Raw genomic sequence first — 16,617 nt, forward strand, 5'->3', positions numbered from 1 at the left:
CGAGCCCGGTCGGCGTCCGGTATTTGCTACCGACTTCCGTCCGGCGAACGGGGCGGTATATGCTACCACTTCCGTCCTTAGTCAACCCGTCATCGAAGTTTCTTTGAAGGTTCGCTTCGCTGAAACCGTCCGCCAGGCGAGCTGAAACCTCGCCTATGGCGCACGACCCCGGCCGCTCAGCTCGCTGAACGAGCTGGCCTCCTGGGGCTTCGCCGTCGGGCCACCGCCGAAGCGGCGCGTCCCGAACAGGGCGCGCTTTCTACGTCCCAACGCCGGGATGCGCAAGAACTTTTTTGGAGGAGCGCTCAGGTTGCCTGGAGAGTCGCTCCGGGGGGCGGACGGCCACAGGCTCACCGCCCCCAGCGCCAGCGCCAGGGTCGAGCCGCGAGGCTCCCCTCCCCGTTCTCCCCGTCCGCGCCGTCAGTCCAGGAACTGCACGCCGGTCGCTTCGAGCTCGATCTTCGCGACCCGCCCCGTCTGCTTCTCGGCTTCGCCGCGGCAGTTGTCCTTGGCGCCGCACGCGGCGCCTTCCTCGGCCTCGCCGGTGACCATCTTGCCCTGGACGACCGCCCGGTGACCGGAGGCGTCCTTCGGGACGAAGAAGCTGTGGCCCGCCATCTTGATGTGGGCGCTGCCCGACTCGTCGGCGATCTCCATCCAGCAGCCCATCGACTTGCACACGGCCGAGACGACCCCCTCGGTCCGGACGGTCTTTCCGCTGAACTTGCCCGGCTCCTTCAGGAGCGCCGGCAGCGGCGTCGTCGAGCTCTCCGTGATGGGCGCGCCAAACTGCTTCTTCTCGAGCCGCGCGATCCCGGAAGCCGACGCCTGCATCGGCGATGCGCCCTCGGCGGCGGCGGGAGGCGCGGGCTTTGAAGCCGGCTCGGCGTCGGGCTTGCGCTCGGCGGAACAGCCGAGCTGCGCAAGGACCAGGAAGAACAGGGAGGCGATGGGCTTTGCACGCATGAAGACGAGTTTGCCCGACCCGACGGGCCCCTGCCACCGGCCCAGGGAAGAGCACCTCGGCGGCGACGGAGCGCGCCCGGCGGCCCCGCAGCAGGTGGTGGGGGCGCGAGCGCAGCTGGCGGCTCGGCCGCTCACAAAAGCCTGCTACAAGGGCGGGCATGCGAACCGCTCGCGCCCGCGTCGGACGAGGCACGGCGGCGTGCGCGGTCGCGCTCGCCTGCGCCTCGACCGCGCACGCCGAGGAGCCCTCGAGCGCCGCGACCTCCAGGGATGCCGCTGCCGCCGGGCAGCCACCGGGACCTCCGCGGCCGCCGCTGCCGCCCGCGCCCCCCAGGACCCGCTTGCCGTGGGCCAGGCACATCGAGGTCGGCGCGGACATCGCCCTCGTCAACCGGTTCGGCTCGAACGACGCCGCCGGCCAGCCGACGGGGATTCGCCTGAAGCCCGCGATCGGCGTCGGGGCCCACGCGCGCTGGGAGATCTTCGACTACCTGCGCTTCTCCGCCTTCTTCGTGCACGCGGAGCACGAGCTCGCTCTCCAGGCGGGCGCGCTCGCGCAGCCCGGCCCGATCACGGCAGAGCCACGCGAGGACGGCGCGCCCGCGGTGCGCACCCTCGCGCTCGGCGCGCGCCTCGCGCCCACGCTTCCGCTCGGCGAGCGCGCCCGGTCGTGGCTGTCGGTCGGCGTCGGCTACGACCGGTTCGACTTCGACCGCATGCGGGTCTCCGACCCCGGGGGTGAGTTCACGGTCCGCGAGCGCGGCGCGTCGTACGTCGAGATCCCGCTGGGGCTCGGGGTGTCGTTCGACATCATCCGCCGCTGGCTCACGATCGAGCTGGAGACCTCGGGCGCCTTCCTGCTCGGCCGGGGCGGCGACGCCACCCGGGAAGGCCAGGCCATCGACGCCCAGGGGCGGCGGCGCAACGTCGGCGCGCTGCCGCAGGCCCGAGGCTCGTTCGTCCAGACGCTCGGCCTCTCCCTCGTGCTGTGATCGCCGCGTCGCCCGGCGAGCTCAGCTGAGGGCCAGCATGCGATCGATCGGGACGCGCGCGCGCTCGCGCAGCTCGGGCGCCATCTCGAGGCGCGGGGCGAGATCGCGCAGCGCGAGATAGACCTTCTCGAGCGTGTTGAGCCGCATGAAGGGGCACTCGTTGCAAGCGCAGTTGCCCTCCGGCGGCCCCTCGATGAACTCCTTGTGCGGCGACGCCTTGCGCATCTGGTGCACGATGCCGCTCTCCGTCGCGACGATGTACTTCAGGGCGTCGTCCGCGGTCGTGTACTTGAGCAGCGCGGTCGTCGAGCCGATGTAGTCGGACATCCGCAGGATCGGCTCCTCGCACTCCGGGTGCGCGATGAGCTTCGCGTCCGGGTGGCGCTCGCGCAGCGCGACGATCTTGCGCAGGCTGAAGGTCTCGTGAACGACGCAGCTGCCCTGCCACAGGCGCATCGGGCGGCCCGTCCGCTCGACGAGCCAGCGCCCGAGGTTCTTGTCGGGCGCGAAGAGGATCTCCTGCCCCTCCGGGATCGCGCGGACGATCTTCTCCGCGTTCGACGACGTGCAGATGTAGTCGCTCTCGGCCTTCACCTCGGCGGAGCAGTTGATGTACGAGATCGCGGCGGCGCCGGGGTACCGGGCGCGCCAGGCGCGGTAGCGGTCGACGGGGCAGCCGTCGGCGAGCGAGCAGCCCGCCGCGAGGTCGGGGACCACGACGATGCGCTCGGGGTTCAGGATCTTCGCCGTCTCGGCCATGAAATGCACGCCGGCGAACAGGATGACGTCCGCGGTCGTCTTCTTCGCCTGCTGGGCGAGCTGCAGCGAGTCGCCGAGGAAGTCTGCGAGATCCTGGATGTCGCCGTCCTGGTAGTAGTGGGCCAGGAGGACGGCGTTCCTCTCCCGCTTCAAGCGGCTGATCTCGTCGTGCAGATCCAGGCGCGGATCGATGGCGGCAGGCTGGGGCGCGGCGCTCGTCATGGCTAGCTAAGGTAGGCACCGCGCGGCGCGCTGGCCAGGGCCCCGAGCCGCGCGGCGAGCTCCGGCGCGCTCCAGCCGCGCAGCTCGCCGCGTCTCCCTCGTTGACAACGGCCGGCACCGGTTCACGATCGAGGCCCGCGGTGGGCCTGGGGAGGAGCTCTCGTCGTGGGCGGCCCCCCATGTCCTTCCTGATCCCCGTCGCCCTGCTCGCCCTCGTCGTGCCGCTCGTCGTGGCGCTCCTGCGCGCAAATGAGCTATTTTGCGTGCGCGTCGAGGGGCGCAACGTCCGGCTGCTCCGGGGCCGGATGCCGCAGCGGCTGCTCGACGACATCACGGACGTCCTCCGCGCAGCGCCTGTCGGGCGGGGCGCGGTGCGGGTCGTTGTCGAGGACCGGCGCGCCCGGGTCCACGTGGAAGGGGATATCTCTCCCGAGCAGGCTCAGCAGCTGAGGAACACCGTCTCCATGTGGCCGGTTCCGAAGATCCGCGCGGCCCCGAAGCGCCGCGCGGGCGCATGACCCCGCCGCCGACATTTCCACCCTAGCGAGTCAGTCCCGCATGGCCGACGACAAACCCCGAGACAATCCGCCGACCTCCAAGCTGGGGCGCCTCGCGCGCCTCGCCGGCCTCGCGCCCCGCACGATCCCGTTCGCCATCGAGGGCGCGAAGCGCGTCCTCGGCGCGACCCGGACCGAGGAGGAGGAGGCCGAAGCGCGGCGGAGGATGGCCCAGGAGGTCAAGAAGACCGCCGAGGCGATGCTGAAGACGCTCGGCGAGATGAAGGGCCTGCCGCTCAAGTTCGGCCAGATGGCGAGCTACATCGACGGGCTCGCGCCGCCGGGATACGAGGAGAAGTTCCAGGCCACGCTGAAGAAGCTGCTCGACAAGGCGCCGCCCCTGTCGCCGGAGGCCGCGGAGCAGATGATCCGCGAGGAGCTCGGCACCCCGCCCGAGCACGTGTTCGCGGCCTGGGAGCGCGAGCCGTTCGCGGCGGCGAGCATCGGACAGGTGCACCGGGCCACGACGAGGTCGGGGGAGCGGGTCGCGGTGAAGGTGCAGTACCCCGGCATGGACAGGGCCATCGAGAACGACCTGAAGAGCGTCTCGATGCTCGAGGCGATGATGGCGCCCCTCGCCAAGAAGCTGAACGCCCGGCAGACCGTCGACGAGCTCCGCAAGGTCTTCCTGTCCGAGCTCGACTATGCGCGCGAGGCCGAGATGGCGGACCTGTTCCGCCGCATGAACGCCGGGGACGAGGACGTCTCTATCCCGCGCATCCACCACAGCCTCACCACAAGGCGCGTCCTGACGCTCGAGCTCGTCGACGGCATGAGCTACGCCGAGTTCTGCGAGCGCGGCAGCCAGGAGGCGAAGAACCGCGCCGGCCTCTCCATCTGGCGCTTCACCTTCCGCTCGATGCTCCGGTACGGCTGGCTCTACGCCGACCCGCACCCGGGCAACTACCGCTTCCACGAGGATGGCCGCGTCACGATCCTCGATTTCGGCTGCGTGAAGCAGCTCCCGCCCGACCTCGTGGCGGGCATGAAGCGCTACATGCGCGCCGCCATGGACGCGGACTGGAAGGAGTTCGACCGGGCGTGCGTGGAGGTGCTCGGCTACGACCCGGCCGACGAGAGCTGGGATCTCTACCGGAGCTACACGATGGAGCTCATGGTCCCGCTGTGCACGCACGGGACCTGGAAGTGCTCCCCGGAGAAGGCGCGCGAGACGGTGGCGTACCTGACCCGCGGCATCCGGGGGCTCGCCCTCAAGGAGGGAGAGAAGATGCCCACCATCCCCCACGTGCCGAAGATGCCGCAGGACTTCACGTTCGTGAATCGCCTGCAGTGGGGGCTCGCGTCCGTGCTGGCGGGGCTCCGGACCGAGGCGGCGTTCCGGCGGACCATCGATCCCTGGGTGCGCGACGGGGTGCACCCCGTCCCCGATTGAGCGAGGATCGCTGGTAGGCTCGTCGGCGCGGAGAGGCGCGCCGAGGTCGCTTCCGCCGCGGCTCTCACCTTGACCTCGATCCCGCACGCTGTGACATTCGATCGGGGCATGGACGACGAGAGGGCGGCCTGCGAAAGGCGCGTAGGAACGACCCTGCGGGGCAAATGGACGATCGATCGCCTCGTCGGGATCGGCGGGATGGCCGCCGTCTATGCCGCGACCCACAAGATCGGGCGGCGCGAGGCGATCAAGATCCTCCACCCCGAGGTGGCGCGCTCGAAGGACCTGCGCGCCCGGTTCGAGCGCGAGGCGCAGGCCGTCAATCGCTTCCAGCACCCCGGCGTGGTCGAGATCCGCGACATCGACGTGACCGAGGACGGCGCGCCGTTCCTCGTGATGGAGCTCCTCGACGGCGAGTCGCTCGCCGACCGGATCCAGCGGCTCGGCAGCATCGAACCGGGCGAGATGCTGCGGCTCATGGATGAGCTGCTCGACGTGCTCGGCGCCGCGCACGGGCAGGGGATCATCCACCGCGACATCAAGCTCGACAACCTCTTCCTCGAGAAGACCGGGCGCCTCAAGGTGCTCGACTTCGGCATCGCGCGCATGCGCGACGGCGTGAAGACGGCGATGCGGACCCGCACGGGCGCGACGCTCGGGACGGTGTCGTACATGGCCCCGGAGCAGGTGCGCGGCATCTCGGTCGACCACAGGGCGGACCTGTTCGCCGTCGGCGCGACCATGTTCCGGGTGATCGCGAAGCGGCGCATCCACGAGGCGCGCACGGAGTCCGAGCTGCTCGTGAAGATGGCGACCATGGCGGCGCCGCCGCTCGCGAGCGTCGCGCCGGAGACGCCGCACGGGCTGTGCCTCGTCGTGGACAGGGCGCTCGCGTTCGATCGCGACCGGCGCTACCCGGACGCCCGCACGATGCAGGCCGACGTGCGCGCGCTCCTGCATGGAGCGGCGCCGCCGCACGCGTCGGCGCGCCTCGCGGCGGGCGACGTGCCGTCGGCGGGCGCGCCGCCGCTCTCCCCGATGCTCCTGGCGGCGGCCGCCTCGGCGGACGCGCAGGCCGAGCCTCCGCCGCGGCCCGCGGCCCCGTCGGGCGCGAGATGGAACGAGGTGGGCTCGGCGCCCGCGATCGGGTCGGAGCTCGGCCCAGGCAACAGCGGGGCGTCCTCGTGGGAGGCCGCCACGATGGCGGCGCCCGGAGCTCCGCGCGGGAGCGCCATGGATGCGGCCCAGGCGCACGGAGGCCACCCCGGCATGGCGCAGGCCGTCCCCGGCGCTCCGAATGGACCGCCGTCGGCCCTGCACAACACCGGCGCCGGCCACGCCGGAGCGCACGGCCCGCCGCCATCGTGGCAGGGCGCCGGCGCGCCCCACAGCGCGCCGGCCTCGCTCCACAACACAGGCTCGGGCCTGCACAACACCGGTCCGGCCTACGGCGCGCCCGCCTCGGCGCACGGCGCAAGCGCGCCCCACGGCCCGCCTGCCCCGGCGCACGGCGCAAGCGCGCCCCACGGCCCGCCTGCCCCGGCGTACGGCGCCAGCGTGCCCCACGGCGCACCCGTCTCGCTCCACAACACAGGCTCCGGCCTGCACAACGCCGGCCCGGCCTACGGCGCGCTCGCCCCGGCGCACGGCGCGAGCGCGCCCCACGGCCCGCCCGTCTCGCTCCACAACACAGGCTCCGGCCTGCACAACGCCGGCCCGGCCTACGGCGCGCCCGCCCCGCGGCACAGCGCCGGCGTACCGCACGGCGCGCCCGCGTCGCTCCACAACACGGGCTCGTCGCTGCACACCACCGGCTCGTCCTACGGCGCGCCCGCGCCGCCGCACAGCGCCAGCGCGCCCTACGGCGAGCAGCCGGCCGCCGCGTGGGCGCCGCGCCACGCTCAGCCGAGGCTGCCGCCGAAGCTCGTGATCCCGCTCGCGCTCGGCGGCGTGGCGCTCATGATCGTGAGCGTGCTCGCGGTCTGGATGGCGCTCCGCGACGAGCCCCAGAGCGACGCGGTCCAGCACGATCTGCTGCCGGCCCAGAGCGCGAGCGCCGGGCCGACCCAGCTCTCCCCGTCCTCGGAGAGCACCGACGAATCGCGGAGCAACGTGAACGAGCCAGGATCGCGGAGCAACGTGAACGAGCCAGGATCGCGGAGCAACGTGAACGAGCCAGCGACGATGCGCCCGGACGCGACGAACGCTCCGGCGAGCGCGCCGCCCGCGAGCACGTTCATCGTCGACTTGACCAAGAAGAAGCAGCGGACGAGAAAATCACGCCAGGACTGACGCCAGATCGCCGAACATGGAGCTCCGCCCCCTCATGGTGACGAGGACAACCCCGCGCGCTCGATCGATGCTCGTCGGGTCAGCGCTGGCGCTCACGCTCTCGGGAGCGTGCTCGGACCCGGTGCCGATCGGCCCACGTCCCGACGCGGGCGGCGACGGTGGAGGCGGCAGCGGAGGCGCCCCGCCGCTCTGCAGCTCCGGCGACGTGCAACCCTGCTATCCCGGCCCGGCAGACACCGAGGGTGTCGGCGTGTGCGCGGCGGGCGTGCGGAGGTGCCAGCCAGACGGGCAGAGCTTCGGCGAGTGCGAAGGCGCCGTGGTCCCGACGCCCGAGGACTGCAGCACCACCGTGGACGACGACTGCGACGGCGCGACGAACGAGCCCGACGCGGGGTGCGTGTGTACCCCGGGCCAGATCAAGACTTGCTACAGCGGCCCCGAGGGGACGAGCGGCGTGGGGCTCTGCGCGGTGGGGCTGCAGATGTGCGATCTCTCGGGCATGTCGTGGCGACCGTGCGGCGGCCAGGTCACCCCGCAACGAGAGACGTGCACGGACGACACCGACGAGGACTGCGACGGCTTCGCCTGCAGCACGCCGCTCTGGGCCGCCCTCTACGGCGATCAGAACACCCAGAGCGCGACCAGCGTCGGCGTCGACGCGCAGGGAAACGTCTATATCGGCGGCACCTTCTCGGGGACCATCAACCTGACCGGCAAGGAGACGGGCGCCCTCGTCAGCATCGGCACCTCCGACGTGTACGTCGCGAGCTTCGACCCCTCCGGACAGCACCGCTGGAGCGTGAGGTTCGGCGGCAGCGGCGCCGAGACGCTCAACGGGCTCGCGGTGACGCCCGAAGGCAACCTCGTGCTCGGCGGGACGTTCTACGGCTCGTTCACGTTCGGCGGCACGACGCTGAGCAGCGTCAACGCGCTCGACACCTTCGTGGTCACGATGACCGGAGAGAAGGGCGAGCAAGGCTGGGCACGCCAGCTCGGCGACGCGGCCGATCAGACGCTGCGCTCGATCGCGGTCGACAGCGCCGGGAACATCGTGATCGCCGGCTACTTCAGCGGATCGTTGCTCTGCGCGGCGTCGCCCGTCCCGGGCGGCAACCCGATCTGCGCCACCAGCGCAGGCGGCACCGACATCTTCGTGCGGAAGTACGATCCGCTCGGCGCCATCCTGTGGACCAGGATCTACGGAGACGACAAGAACCAGTTCGCCACCAGCGCCGCCGTCGGCAACGACGGCAGCGTGTTCGTCACCGGCCGGTACAACGGCACCCTGACCGTCGGCTCCCGGCAGGTGAAGAACACCGGGCTCGGGCCGAACCTGTTCGTGCTGAAGCTCGACAGCAGCGGGAACGGCGCCTGGCTCTCGGACTATGGAGACACGGCGTCGCAGGCAGGCACCGGGATCGCCGTCGCTCCCTCGGGCGCGGTGCTCGTGACCGGGACGTACATGGGCGCGCTCAACTTCGGAGCGGCCGGCACGCTCCCCGCCAACGATGTGCAGACGGCGTTCGTGGCGTCGCTCGCCCCCGACGGCGTGCCCGTGTGGGCGCGGTGGTTCGCCGGAGACGGCACGCAGGAGAGCACGTCGATCGTCGCGGACGCGGAGAGCGGCGTGGTGGTGACCGGCTCGGTCCAGGGCGTGGTCGACCTCGGCGGCGGGCCGCTGCCCAGCGGCGGCGGCTTCGACGCCTTCGTCGTGAAGCTCGACGCCGACGGCGACCACCTCTGGGGGAAGGTGCTCGGCGCCGCCGGGAACCAGAAGTCGAACGCGGCGGCCATCGCGCCGAGCACGGGGGTCATCGCGCTCTGTGGCACCGCCGAGGGGAAGATCGACTTCGGCCTCGGCGAGCGCGAGGCGAAGGGCACCGACGCGTTCGTCGTGCTCCTGTCGCCGTAGGCCGGAGCCGCGGCCCCGGTCACGCGGCGCCGCGAGCGCCCGCAGGGACGAGGTCGACGCGGCCGAGCTCCTCGTTGGTCGCCGCGATGGCGGCGCGGATCGGCTCGCCGACGCCGTAGCGACGGCTCGCGCCGACCAGCGCCTGCGCGGCGACGTCGATCCGGTACGGGCCGCCGGGCAGCGCCTCCAGCGCGATCGTGCCCGTCGCGCCGGACTCGACCATCTGGACGACGAGGCCGAACGGCTTGATGGACACGATGTAGCCCTCGATCTCCTCGCCGACGCGGGAGGCGAAGAGGCGCGCCACGAGCATGCGGTGCCGCTCCGTCTCGGCCTTGGCGGCGTTGCGCGCGCGCGCGTTCAGGTGGTGGGCGAGCGACGTGAGCGCCTCGGAGTCGACGCGCTGGTCGCGGCGGCCCTGGAGATAGCGCTTGACCTCGCGGTGCACCGCGAGGTCGGCGTAGCGGCGGATCGGGGACGTGAAGTGCAGGTACAGCGGGGCGCCCAGGCCGAAATGCAGGCCTCCGGCGCCCGTGTACCGGGCAGGGCCGAGCGCCTTGCCGAGCACGGTGCGGATGGCCGGCGCGAGCTCGGAGCCCCTGTACTGCGCCTCGAACGCCGCGAGGCCGAGGGGGCTCAGGCGCGCGCCGAAGCCGGCCTCGACGCCGAAGTTGTGCGCGAACTGCTCGAGCGCGCGGACGCGCTCCTCGGTCGGCTCGTCATGGACACGAAAGACGCAGGGGAGCCCGCGCGCCACGAGCCAGCTGGCCACCGCCTCGTTCGCCGCCACCATCAGCCGCTCGATGAGGCGGTGCGCGCCCGTGTCGGAGCGCGGCGAGACGGCGGTCGGCTCGCGCGTCTCGGCGTCCAGCGTCACGTACGCCTCCTCGCGATCGAGCTCGACGCCGCCGCGCGCCGCGCGGACCGTCGACAGCCGCGCGGCCGCGGTGCGGAGCCAGCGCACGACCGGCCGGGCGGCCTCGGGGATGCCGGCGGAGCGGCCCGTCGTCAGGAACTCCTCGACGGCGTCGTACGAGAGGCGGGCGTGCGAGCGGATCACGCTCTCGTGCAGGTCGATCGACGTGATGCCCCCCTCGGGGTCGATGCGCAGCTCGACCGTGACCGCGAGCCGATCGACCCCCGGGAGCAAGCTCGCCGCCTCGCTGGAGATCGCGTCGGGGAGCATCGGGATGACACGGCCAGCCAGGTAGACGCTCGTGCCCCGGGCGCGGGCCTCGAGATCGAGCGGCGAGCCCTCGGGGACGAACGCGTCCACGTCGGCGATCGAGACGAGGACGCGCAGCGCCCCGTCGGGCCCGGCCGGCAGCACGGAGACGGCGTCGTCGATGTCCGTGGTGACGGGCGCGTCAATCGTGACGGTGATGACGTCGCGCAGGTCGCGGCGGCCGCGCGCGAGCTCGCGCTCGACCGACGCCGCGGCGACCGCCGCGCGCGACGCCTCGAGGACCTCGCCCGAGAACACGGCGCGCACGCCGTTGCGGGCGAGGCAACGCTCGATGCCGAGGTCGGCCTCCGACGCGACGACGCGCGCCGGGACGACCGCCGCGCCCTCGATGGTGGCGACCACCGCGGCGCCCTCGGGGAGGTCGTCGGCGCTGCCCGGCTTGAACGGCCAGTCCGTGTTGGAGACGAGGCGATCGACCCGGAGGTGCGGCCGCTTCGCGTGCGATACGACCGTCCCGAAGAGCTCGGAGCGATCGCGCTGGACGAGGGCGAGCTGCGACGCGCTGAAGCGGCCCGGCTCCGCCTCGACGACCACCGCGTCGACGACGTCGCCGTCGAGGAACGGGTTCAGATCGGGCGGCGCGATGAAGGCGGTCGCCGGCCCGAGGGCAGCCAAGCCCGGCCTGCCCGGCCCCCCCGCCTTCTCCGGAGAGGCCTCGATGTTCAGGAACCCGAAGCCACGGGGGTTGACCGAGATGCGTCCACGAACGGGTGCGTGCATAGGCGCGGAAGGTACGCCAGATCCCGGCGCGTTCGAGCACAAGCTGCCCGTCGAGCTCGCATCAACGTCAGAGAATTACTGCAACACGGTAACAAGGCGGCGCGTGAGGTCGCGGCATCGCGCGCTGCATGCCGAGATGCGCTCGGGGGCCCGGGGTGCCTCGCGCTGCGCTGCGATGACGTGCGGGCGGCGTCGCGGTTCCACGTGCGCCGGGCCCCGTGCGTGGGCGGGACGCCACGGCAAAAGTGCCTCCCTGGACGGTTCGCGGCGCCGGATCGGCTTATACTCGACACATCGTGGAAGACTCAGGGGACATCATCGAGCTAGCGCGTGTGATGCCTCGGGACCGCTTCGTCCGCCAGGTGACGAACCTGCTCCTCGTGGTGTCCGAGGCGGGTCCGGACAACCAGCAGATCGCGTTCCGGACGGTCGCCGCATCGCCGGCGGCGCACCGGAAACCGCCGTCGCCGCCCGGCCCAGCGAGCGAGGTGTTCCAGCTCGTCAAGGCGAAGGGCAATCCCTATCTCGACCAGATCTCGGTGGGCCGCACGCGCAATTGCGACGTGGTGCTGCGCCACCCCTCGGTGTCCAAGTTGCACGCGCACTTCCGGCGGAGCGAGCAGGGGCAGCTCGTGCTCATCGACAACGGCTCACAGAACGGGACCCGCGTGAACGGCAAGGTGCTCTCCGAGAGCGAGCCGCTGGAGGTCTCGGTGGGCGACGTGATCCAGTTCGGCCGGCTCACGACGTCGCTGCTCGATGCGGCGGCCCTCTTCGACCTCGTGCGCGAGCAGGCGCGCCTCGCGAGGGACCAGGCGAACCGGTGAGCGCCGCGCGCGGCGATGCTCAGAACCGGTATCCCGCGGAGACGTTCGGAAAGAACATCGTGAACGTGCCGTGGGCGAGCTCCTCGAACACGACCTTCTTTCCCGGCGCGCAGTCGACCGTGGGGTGCGCCTCGTCGCACTCGGCCCCGACCACGTAGGTGTTGCCCGTCTCGAGCGGCGGGCCGTCGACGAGGAAGAAGCCGACGCCGAGGCCCGCGCTGGCGCTGAGGCGCCCGAGCTTCATCCGGAGCCTCAGCTCGGGCATCGCGAACGGGGCGGCGGAGCGGACGGCCCTGCCCGCGTTCTGCACGGCCACGCTGACGGTCCTCTCCGCGTCGGACGCCGTGCCGGTCACCTCGTCGCTCATCTCGGCCAGCACCACGCCGAGCCCGAGCGCGCCGCCGACGTCGAGCCATGACGACAGCCCGTAATGATAGCTGCCGCCGACGATCACCGTCACGCCGGCCATGCCGATGTCGTCGTGAAAGCTGTAGCGGATGGGGAGCCTCTCGCTGCCCCCGCGCGGAGCGGCGTACGTCGCGTCGAGCGAGCGATCGAGCGTCGTGCGGAGGCTCAGGTACCCGGCCGTGAGCTCGATGGCGGCGCCGATCGGGAACTCGTAGCTGCCGCGCACGCCGGCCAGAACGCCGGACGGGCGCGAGACGCCCGAGCAGCTGTAGCTGCCGCAGCTCCGCTCGGCGTCGCTCTCGAGCGACGACGCGAAGGCATAACCACCCGTCGCCTCCAGCCGGAAGACGCCGACCCTCCGACCCCAGCGCGGGTGCGCGTCGTCGATGGCGAGCGGCAGGACGATGTCGCCCCTCGTCGTCCTGTCGACGGTCGCGCGCAGCGTGCGCGAGAAATAGCCCGGCTCGTGCGCCTCGAAGGTGTGGCGCCCGAGCGGCAGCGCCCCGCGCCACTGCCCCTTGCCGACCGGGACGCTGTTGATGGTCAGATCCGCGCTCAGCGGCTGGGCGACGACGCGGACCTCCTCGCCGAGCGGCCCCGCCTCGACCGTGGCGACGGCGAGCTGCCCCGCGATGACGTTCGCCTCGCGGGGCGCAGAGCCGAAATTGCCCTTGCGGACCGAGTAGAAATGCGGGCCGGGCGCGAGCGTGCCCTCCCACGGCAGCTGGCCGATCAGCGCGCCGTCGATGGTGAGATCGGCGCCGACGAGCCGCTCGTCCTCGACCTTCAGCCGGCCCGTGCTGGCGAGCGGATCGAGCTTCGCGTCCACCGACCTGGTCTCGGCGACCCCGACGGTCACGATCCGCTCGAACGTGTGCCAGCCGTCCTTGACCACGCGGAGCGTGTGATCCCCGGGGAGCAGCCGGATCGGGCCGGCGAGGGGGAGCCGGCCGCGCTGCCTCCCGTCGATGAGCACCAGGCCATCGACGTTCGACGAGACGACGACGCTGCCGATCCGCGCTCGCAGCGTGGCGATCGCGGACGCGACGCTCCGGCGCTCCGGCTCGCCGAGCTCCGCGCGGAGCTCCGTGAGCAGCGCCTCGTAGAGCTCGAGCGCCTCGTCGTAACGCCCGAGCTGATCGAGGCAGAACGCGGCGTTGAGCGTGTTGGGCACGGACGCGACGACCTGACGGGACCTCAGGTAGAGCTCGAGCGCGCGCTGGAAGTCGCCGATCTTGCGCAGCTCGTTCCCTTCTTGAAAGAGCGCCTTGGCCCGGGCGAGCGCCTCGTCCGTCGACGCGGGCGCCGCGGGCGCCGAGGCAGGCGGCTCGGGTGGCACGCCCGGGACGGCCGCCGCCGGCGGGGGCTGCGCGCGGGCCGGAGGCGCAGGCGCCGCGCTCGCCACGGCGAGCGCGCACGCCGCAAAGCAGCGCCGCAGGGCGCGACGGGCGCGCGGCATCGGTCTCACCACCGGTCGACCGGCACCACCGCGGTCGGAGCCGGCGGAGCCGCTGGCGCCCCCGTGGCGGAGGGCGTGGCAGGCGCGGCCACGGGAAGAGCGCCGCGCGGGGCGCGGCTCTTCCTGTCACGGCGCGGGGCAGGCTCGGAGACCGCGACCGACGCGGAGGCCGGCGCGGGCGGCTGGAGCTCGATGCGATCAGGGCGGATCGTGCCGTCGCTCAGCATGAACACCGTCTCCTTCGTGGTCACGCCGCCGCGGGTCACCTCGATCTCGAACGTGTCGCCGGCCTTGCCCGTCAGGTCGAGCCGGCCGTCGCTCACCGGACGCGCCGCGCCGTCGACCCGCACCGTCGCCTCCTTCGGGAGCGTCACGACGGCGGTGAAGGACGCAGGCGCGGGCGCGGGCGCGGGCGCGGGCGCGACGGGCAGCGCGGGCTCGCTCGGCGCGGCGAGCGATGCGAGCGGCTCGTTGCCCGTCGAGGCGCGCAGCGCGAGACCGCCGCCGATCGCGGCCAGGGCGACCACCGTGACCGCCGCTCCGACGAAGCGCCGCCGCGCCGCGCCGGAAGGCTCCTTCACCGCGGTGAAGGAGCTGCCGCCGATGGATCGCTCCTCCCCCTCGGCCGATCGCGAGAGCCCGGACTCGCGCAGCGCGGCGATCGGGGTGGCGCCGGCGCGCCGCTCGGGGTCGATGCCCCGCAGCTGATCCAGCGTGACGACGCCGGTGCCCTCCGCGTGCGGCTCGAGCGCGGCGATGAGCTCCTCCATGCTCTGCCAGCGCTCCGCGGGATCCCGCAGGAGGCCGCGGTGCACGACGGCCGCGAGCGCCGGGGAGACCCACGGCGCGGCCCCGGAGAGCGGCGGAACGCGCTCGGTGCAGATCGCGAGCAGGAGCTCGGTGAGCGAGGCGTCGGGATCCCAGGGGCAGCTCCCGCAGAGCGCCTGGTAGAGCGAGACCGAGAGGCTCCAGATGTCGGAGCGGTGATCGACGTCCTTCGCCATCTTCGCCTGCTCCGGCGACATGTAGATGGGCGACCCGAGCACGCCGCCGGCGCGCGTGAGCTCGTGCGAGACTCCATCCCCCGTGCGCTTCGCGATGCCGAAATCGCACACCTTGACGACGATCCTGCGATCGCTCGACGACGGCGGGCGGATGGATCCGGACGGGCGCCGCCCCGAGGGCGGCGGGCGGACCGAGCCGGACGGGCGCCGCACCGACGGCGGCCCCGCCGTGAGCGAGCCGCGCTGGGTGGACGGCGGCGCCGAAGCGAGCGCGCCGCGCCGGGTGGACGGCGGCGCCGAAGCGAGCGGGCCGCGACGGGTGGACGGCGGCGCGATCGAGGTCGACGGCCTTTGGGCCGAGCCCTCGAACGGCGCGTGCAGGAAGAGGTTCGCCGGCTTGATGTCGCGGTGCACGATCCCCTCGGCGTGCGCCGCCGCGAGCCCGCGCGCCGCCTGGATGAACACGCGCACGACGGGCTCCGGCTCCAGCGGCCCGCGCATCCTGAGGAGCTTGGCGAGGTCGACGCCGTGCAGGAGCTCCATGATGATGAACGGCGTCGCGAGCGTGAGATCCATGCCTAGCTCGAACGTCTTGACCACGTGCGGGCTCTGGATCGCGGTCACCGCGCGCGCCTCGCGGATGAAGCGGCGCACGGCGTGGTCGTCCTGCCCGACGGCGCTCTTGAAGATGACCTTGGCCGCCACCCGCCGCCCCTCGGGCGACTCCGCCTCGTAGACGGCGCCCATCCCGCCGCGCCCGATCAGCCGGCGCACCGCGTACCGGCCGCCGAGCTGGCGGCCGACCAGCGGATCGGTCTCGGCGCCGGCGCGCTCGGCGATGGCCTCGCGCAGCTCGGGATCGAGCGGCCTCAGCACGTCGATGGTGATGCGCTCCTCGCTGCCCGACGCGGCGCGCAGCGCCTCGGCGAACGCCTCGATCGACGGATAGCGCCGGTCCACGTCGCTGTGCAGCGCGAGCGAGAGCGCTGTCGCGAGGCGCGCCTCGATCCACGGGGCGCGATCCTGGATCGACGGGAGCTGCGCAAGATGCGCAAGAGACGACGCCGGCGCGTCCGCCGCCGTGTCCGCGGGGCCGAGCTCGGCCGTGTCCGCCGTGACGTCGAGCTCGGCCCACGGCGAGACGCCGCAGAGCATCTCGTAGAGCGTCGCCGCCAGGCCGAACACGTCCCCCCGCACGTCCGCGGTGCGGTCCCGCGGCCCCGACTCGTCGCGCAGAGGACCGGTGCTCCTCGCCGCCTTGCCAGGGGCGGAGGTGGCCGTATCACAGCCCGTCGAGAGCCCGAAGCCAAAGACGCGGACGAGGATCTCTCCGTCCGGGAGGTGCTCCAGGAAGATGCGCGGCGGCCTCACGTCGCGGTAGACGAGGCCCGCGGCGTGCACCGCCGAGAGCCCCGCGGCGGCCTGGAGCGCGATCCGCACGGCGACCTCGGGCGCGAGCGGCCCCGTCTCGGCGAGCAGCGCGGCGACGTCGGTCCCGTCGAGCAGCGGCATCACGAGGTAGGCGAGATCGCGCTCGAGGTCGTGGCCGGCATCGACGATCGGGACGACATGCGCGTTGTCGAGCTTCGCGGTGACGCTCGCCTCCCGGGTGAGCCGCGACAGCGTGTCCTCGGTGACGACCTCGGGCCGCAAGACCTTGAGCGCGACGCGGCGACCCGAGGGGCCCCGGGCCTCGAACACGACACCGGAGCCCTGCGTGGAGAGGACGCGGACGATCCGATATCCGCCGGTGAGCGCGCCCCCCACGAGCGCCGTCGGATCCGCCAGAGGTGCTGTCCGGCCCATGTCCTCAAGCATACGACGGCCCATCGCGCCCCACAAAGCATGAGTGTCACGCGA

Annotated in this window: 11 protein-coding genes; 6 read left to right on the forward strand and 5 right to left on the reverse strand. The window is 72.8% G+C overall.

Annotation, left to right across the window (positions count from 1 at the left end; translation table 11 throughout):
- Positions 1-420 precede the first annotated feature (420 nt).
- Positions 421-966, reverse strand: coding sequence for a DUF4920 domain-containing protein (locus WMF45_RS40740; RefSeq protein WP_437711509.1), 546 nt, complete (start codon positions 964-966; stop codon positions 421-423).
- A gap of 158 nt (positions 967-1,124) precedes the next feature.
- On the opposite strand from WMF45_RS40740, the gene WMF45_RS40745 reads away from it, so the two are divergent.
- Complete coding sequence (locus WMF45_RS40745) at positions 1,125-1,958, forward strand: hypothetical protein (protein WP_437711511.1); 834 nt, start codon at positions 1,125-1,127, stop codon at positions 1,956-1,958.
- A gap of 21 nt (positions 1,959-1,979) precedes the next feature.
- Here WMF45_RS40745 and nadA read toward each other — a convergent pair whose 3' ends face one another.
- The gene (nadA, locus tag WMF45_RS40750) at positions 1,980-2,939 is read right to left on the reverse strand and encodes a quinolinate synthase NadA (RefSeq protein WP_437711513.1); all 960 of its coding nucleotides are present in this window, start codon (positions 2,937-2,939) and stop codon (positions 1,980-1,982) included.
- A gap of 179 nt (positions 2,940-3,118) precedes the next feature.
- Between nadA and WMF45_RS40755 the strand changes: the two genes are divergently transcribed.
- From WMF45_RS40755 to WMF45_RS40770, 4 genes are all read left to right on the forward strand, one after another.
- Positions 3,119-3,457 carry a DUF3634 family protein gene (locus tag WMF45_RS40755; RefSeq protein ID WP_044966758.1) on the forward strand — a complete coding sequence of 113 codons (339 nt, stop codon included), beginning with the start codon at positions 3,119-3,121 and terminating at the stop codon, positions 3,455-3,457.
- A gap of 40 nt (positions 3,458-3,497) precedes the next feature.
- Positions 3,498-4,889 (forward strand): ABC1 kinase family protein, encoded by a 1,392-nt coding sequence (locus WMF45_RS40760; protein WP_437711515.1) that lies wholly within the window; start codon positions 3,498-3,500, stop codon positions 4,887-4,889.
- 108 nt (positions 4,890-4,997) lie between these two features.
- Positions 4,998-7,181, forward strand: a complete 2,184-nt coding sequence (locus tag WMF45_RS40765) for a protein kinase domain-containing protein (protein ID WP_437711517.1) — start codon at positions 4,998-5,000, stop codon at positions 7,179-7,181.
- Positions 7,182-7,215: 34 nt separating this feature from the next.
- Complete coding sequence (locus tag WMF45_RS40770; RefSeq protein WP_437711519.1) at positions 7,216-9,093, forward strand: SBBP repeat-containing protein; 1,878 nt, start codon at positions 7,216-7,218, stop codon at positions 9,091-9,093.
- Positions 9,094-9,112: 19 nt separating this feature from the next.
- Here the strand turns inward: WMF45_RS40770 and WMF45_RS40775 are convergent, their stop codons facing one another.
- The gene (locus tag WMF45_RS40775) at positions 9,113-11,059 is read right to left on the reverse strand and encodes a ribonuclease R family protein (protein WP_437711521.1); all 1,947 of its coding nucleotides are present in this window, start codon (positions 11,057-11,059) and stop codon (positions 9,113-9,115) included.
- 296 nt (positions 11,060-11,355) lie between these two features.
- Here WMF45_RS40775 and WMF45_RS40780 point away from each other — a divergent pair, with 296 nt between their 5' ends.
- Positions 11,356-11,886 carry an FHA domain-containing protein gene (locus tag WMF45_RS40780; RefSeq protein ID WP_437711523.1) on the forward strand — a complete coding sequence of 177 codons (531 nt, stop codon included), beginning with the start codon at positions 11,356-11,358 and terminating at the stop codon, positions 11,884-11,886.
- A 19-nt stretch (positions 11,887-11,905) separates the two neighbouring features.
- On the opposite strand, the gene WMF45_RS40785 is transcribed toward WMF45_RS40780, so the two are convergent.
- Both WMF45_RS40785 and WMF45_RS40790 read right to left on the reverse strand, forming a co-directional pair.
- On the reverse strand, positions 11,906-13,753 hold the full coding sequence (locus tag WMF45_RS40785) for a PEGA domain-containing protein (protein ID WP_437711525.1): 1,848 nt from the start codon (positions 13,751-13,753) through the stop codon (positions 11,906-11,908).
- A 5-nt stretch (positions 13,754-13,758) separates the two neighbouring features.
- Positions 13,759-16,563, reverse strand: coding sequence for a protein kinase domain-containing protein (locus tag WMF45_RS40790; protein WP_437711527.1), 2,805 nt, complete (start codon positions 16,561-16,563; stop codon positions 13,759-13,761).
- Between the last annotated feature and the right edge of the window lie 54 nt (positions 16,564-16,617).

Origin of the sequence: Sorangium sp. So ce448 (assembly GCF_051520915.1) — a bacterium.
Taxonomy (GTDB): domain Bacteria; phylum Myxococcota_A; class Polyangia; order Polyangiales; family Polyangiaceae; genus Sorangium; species Sorangium cellulosum_B.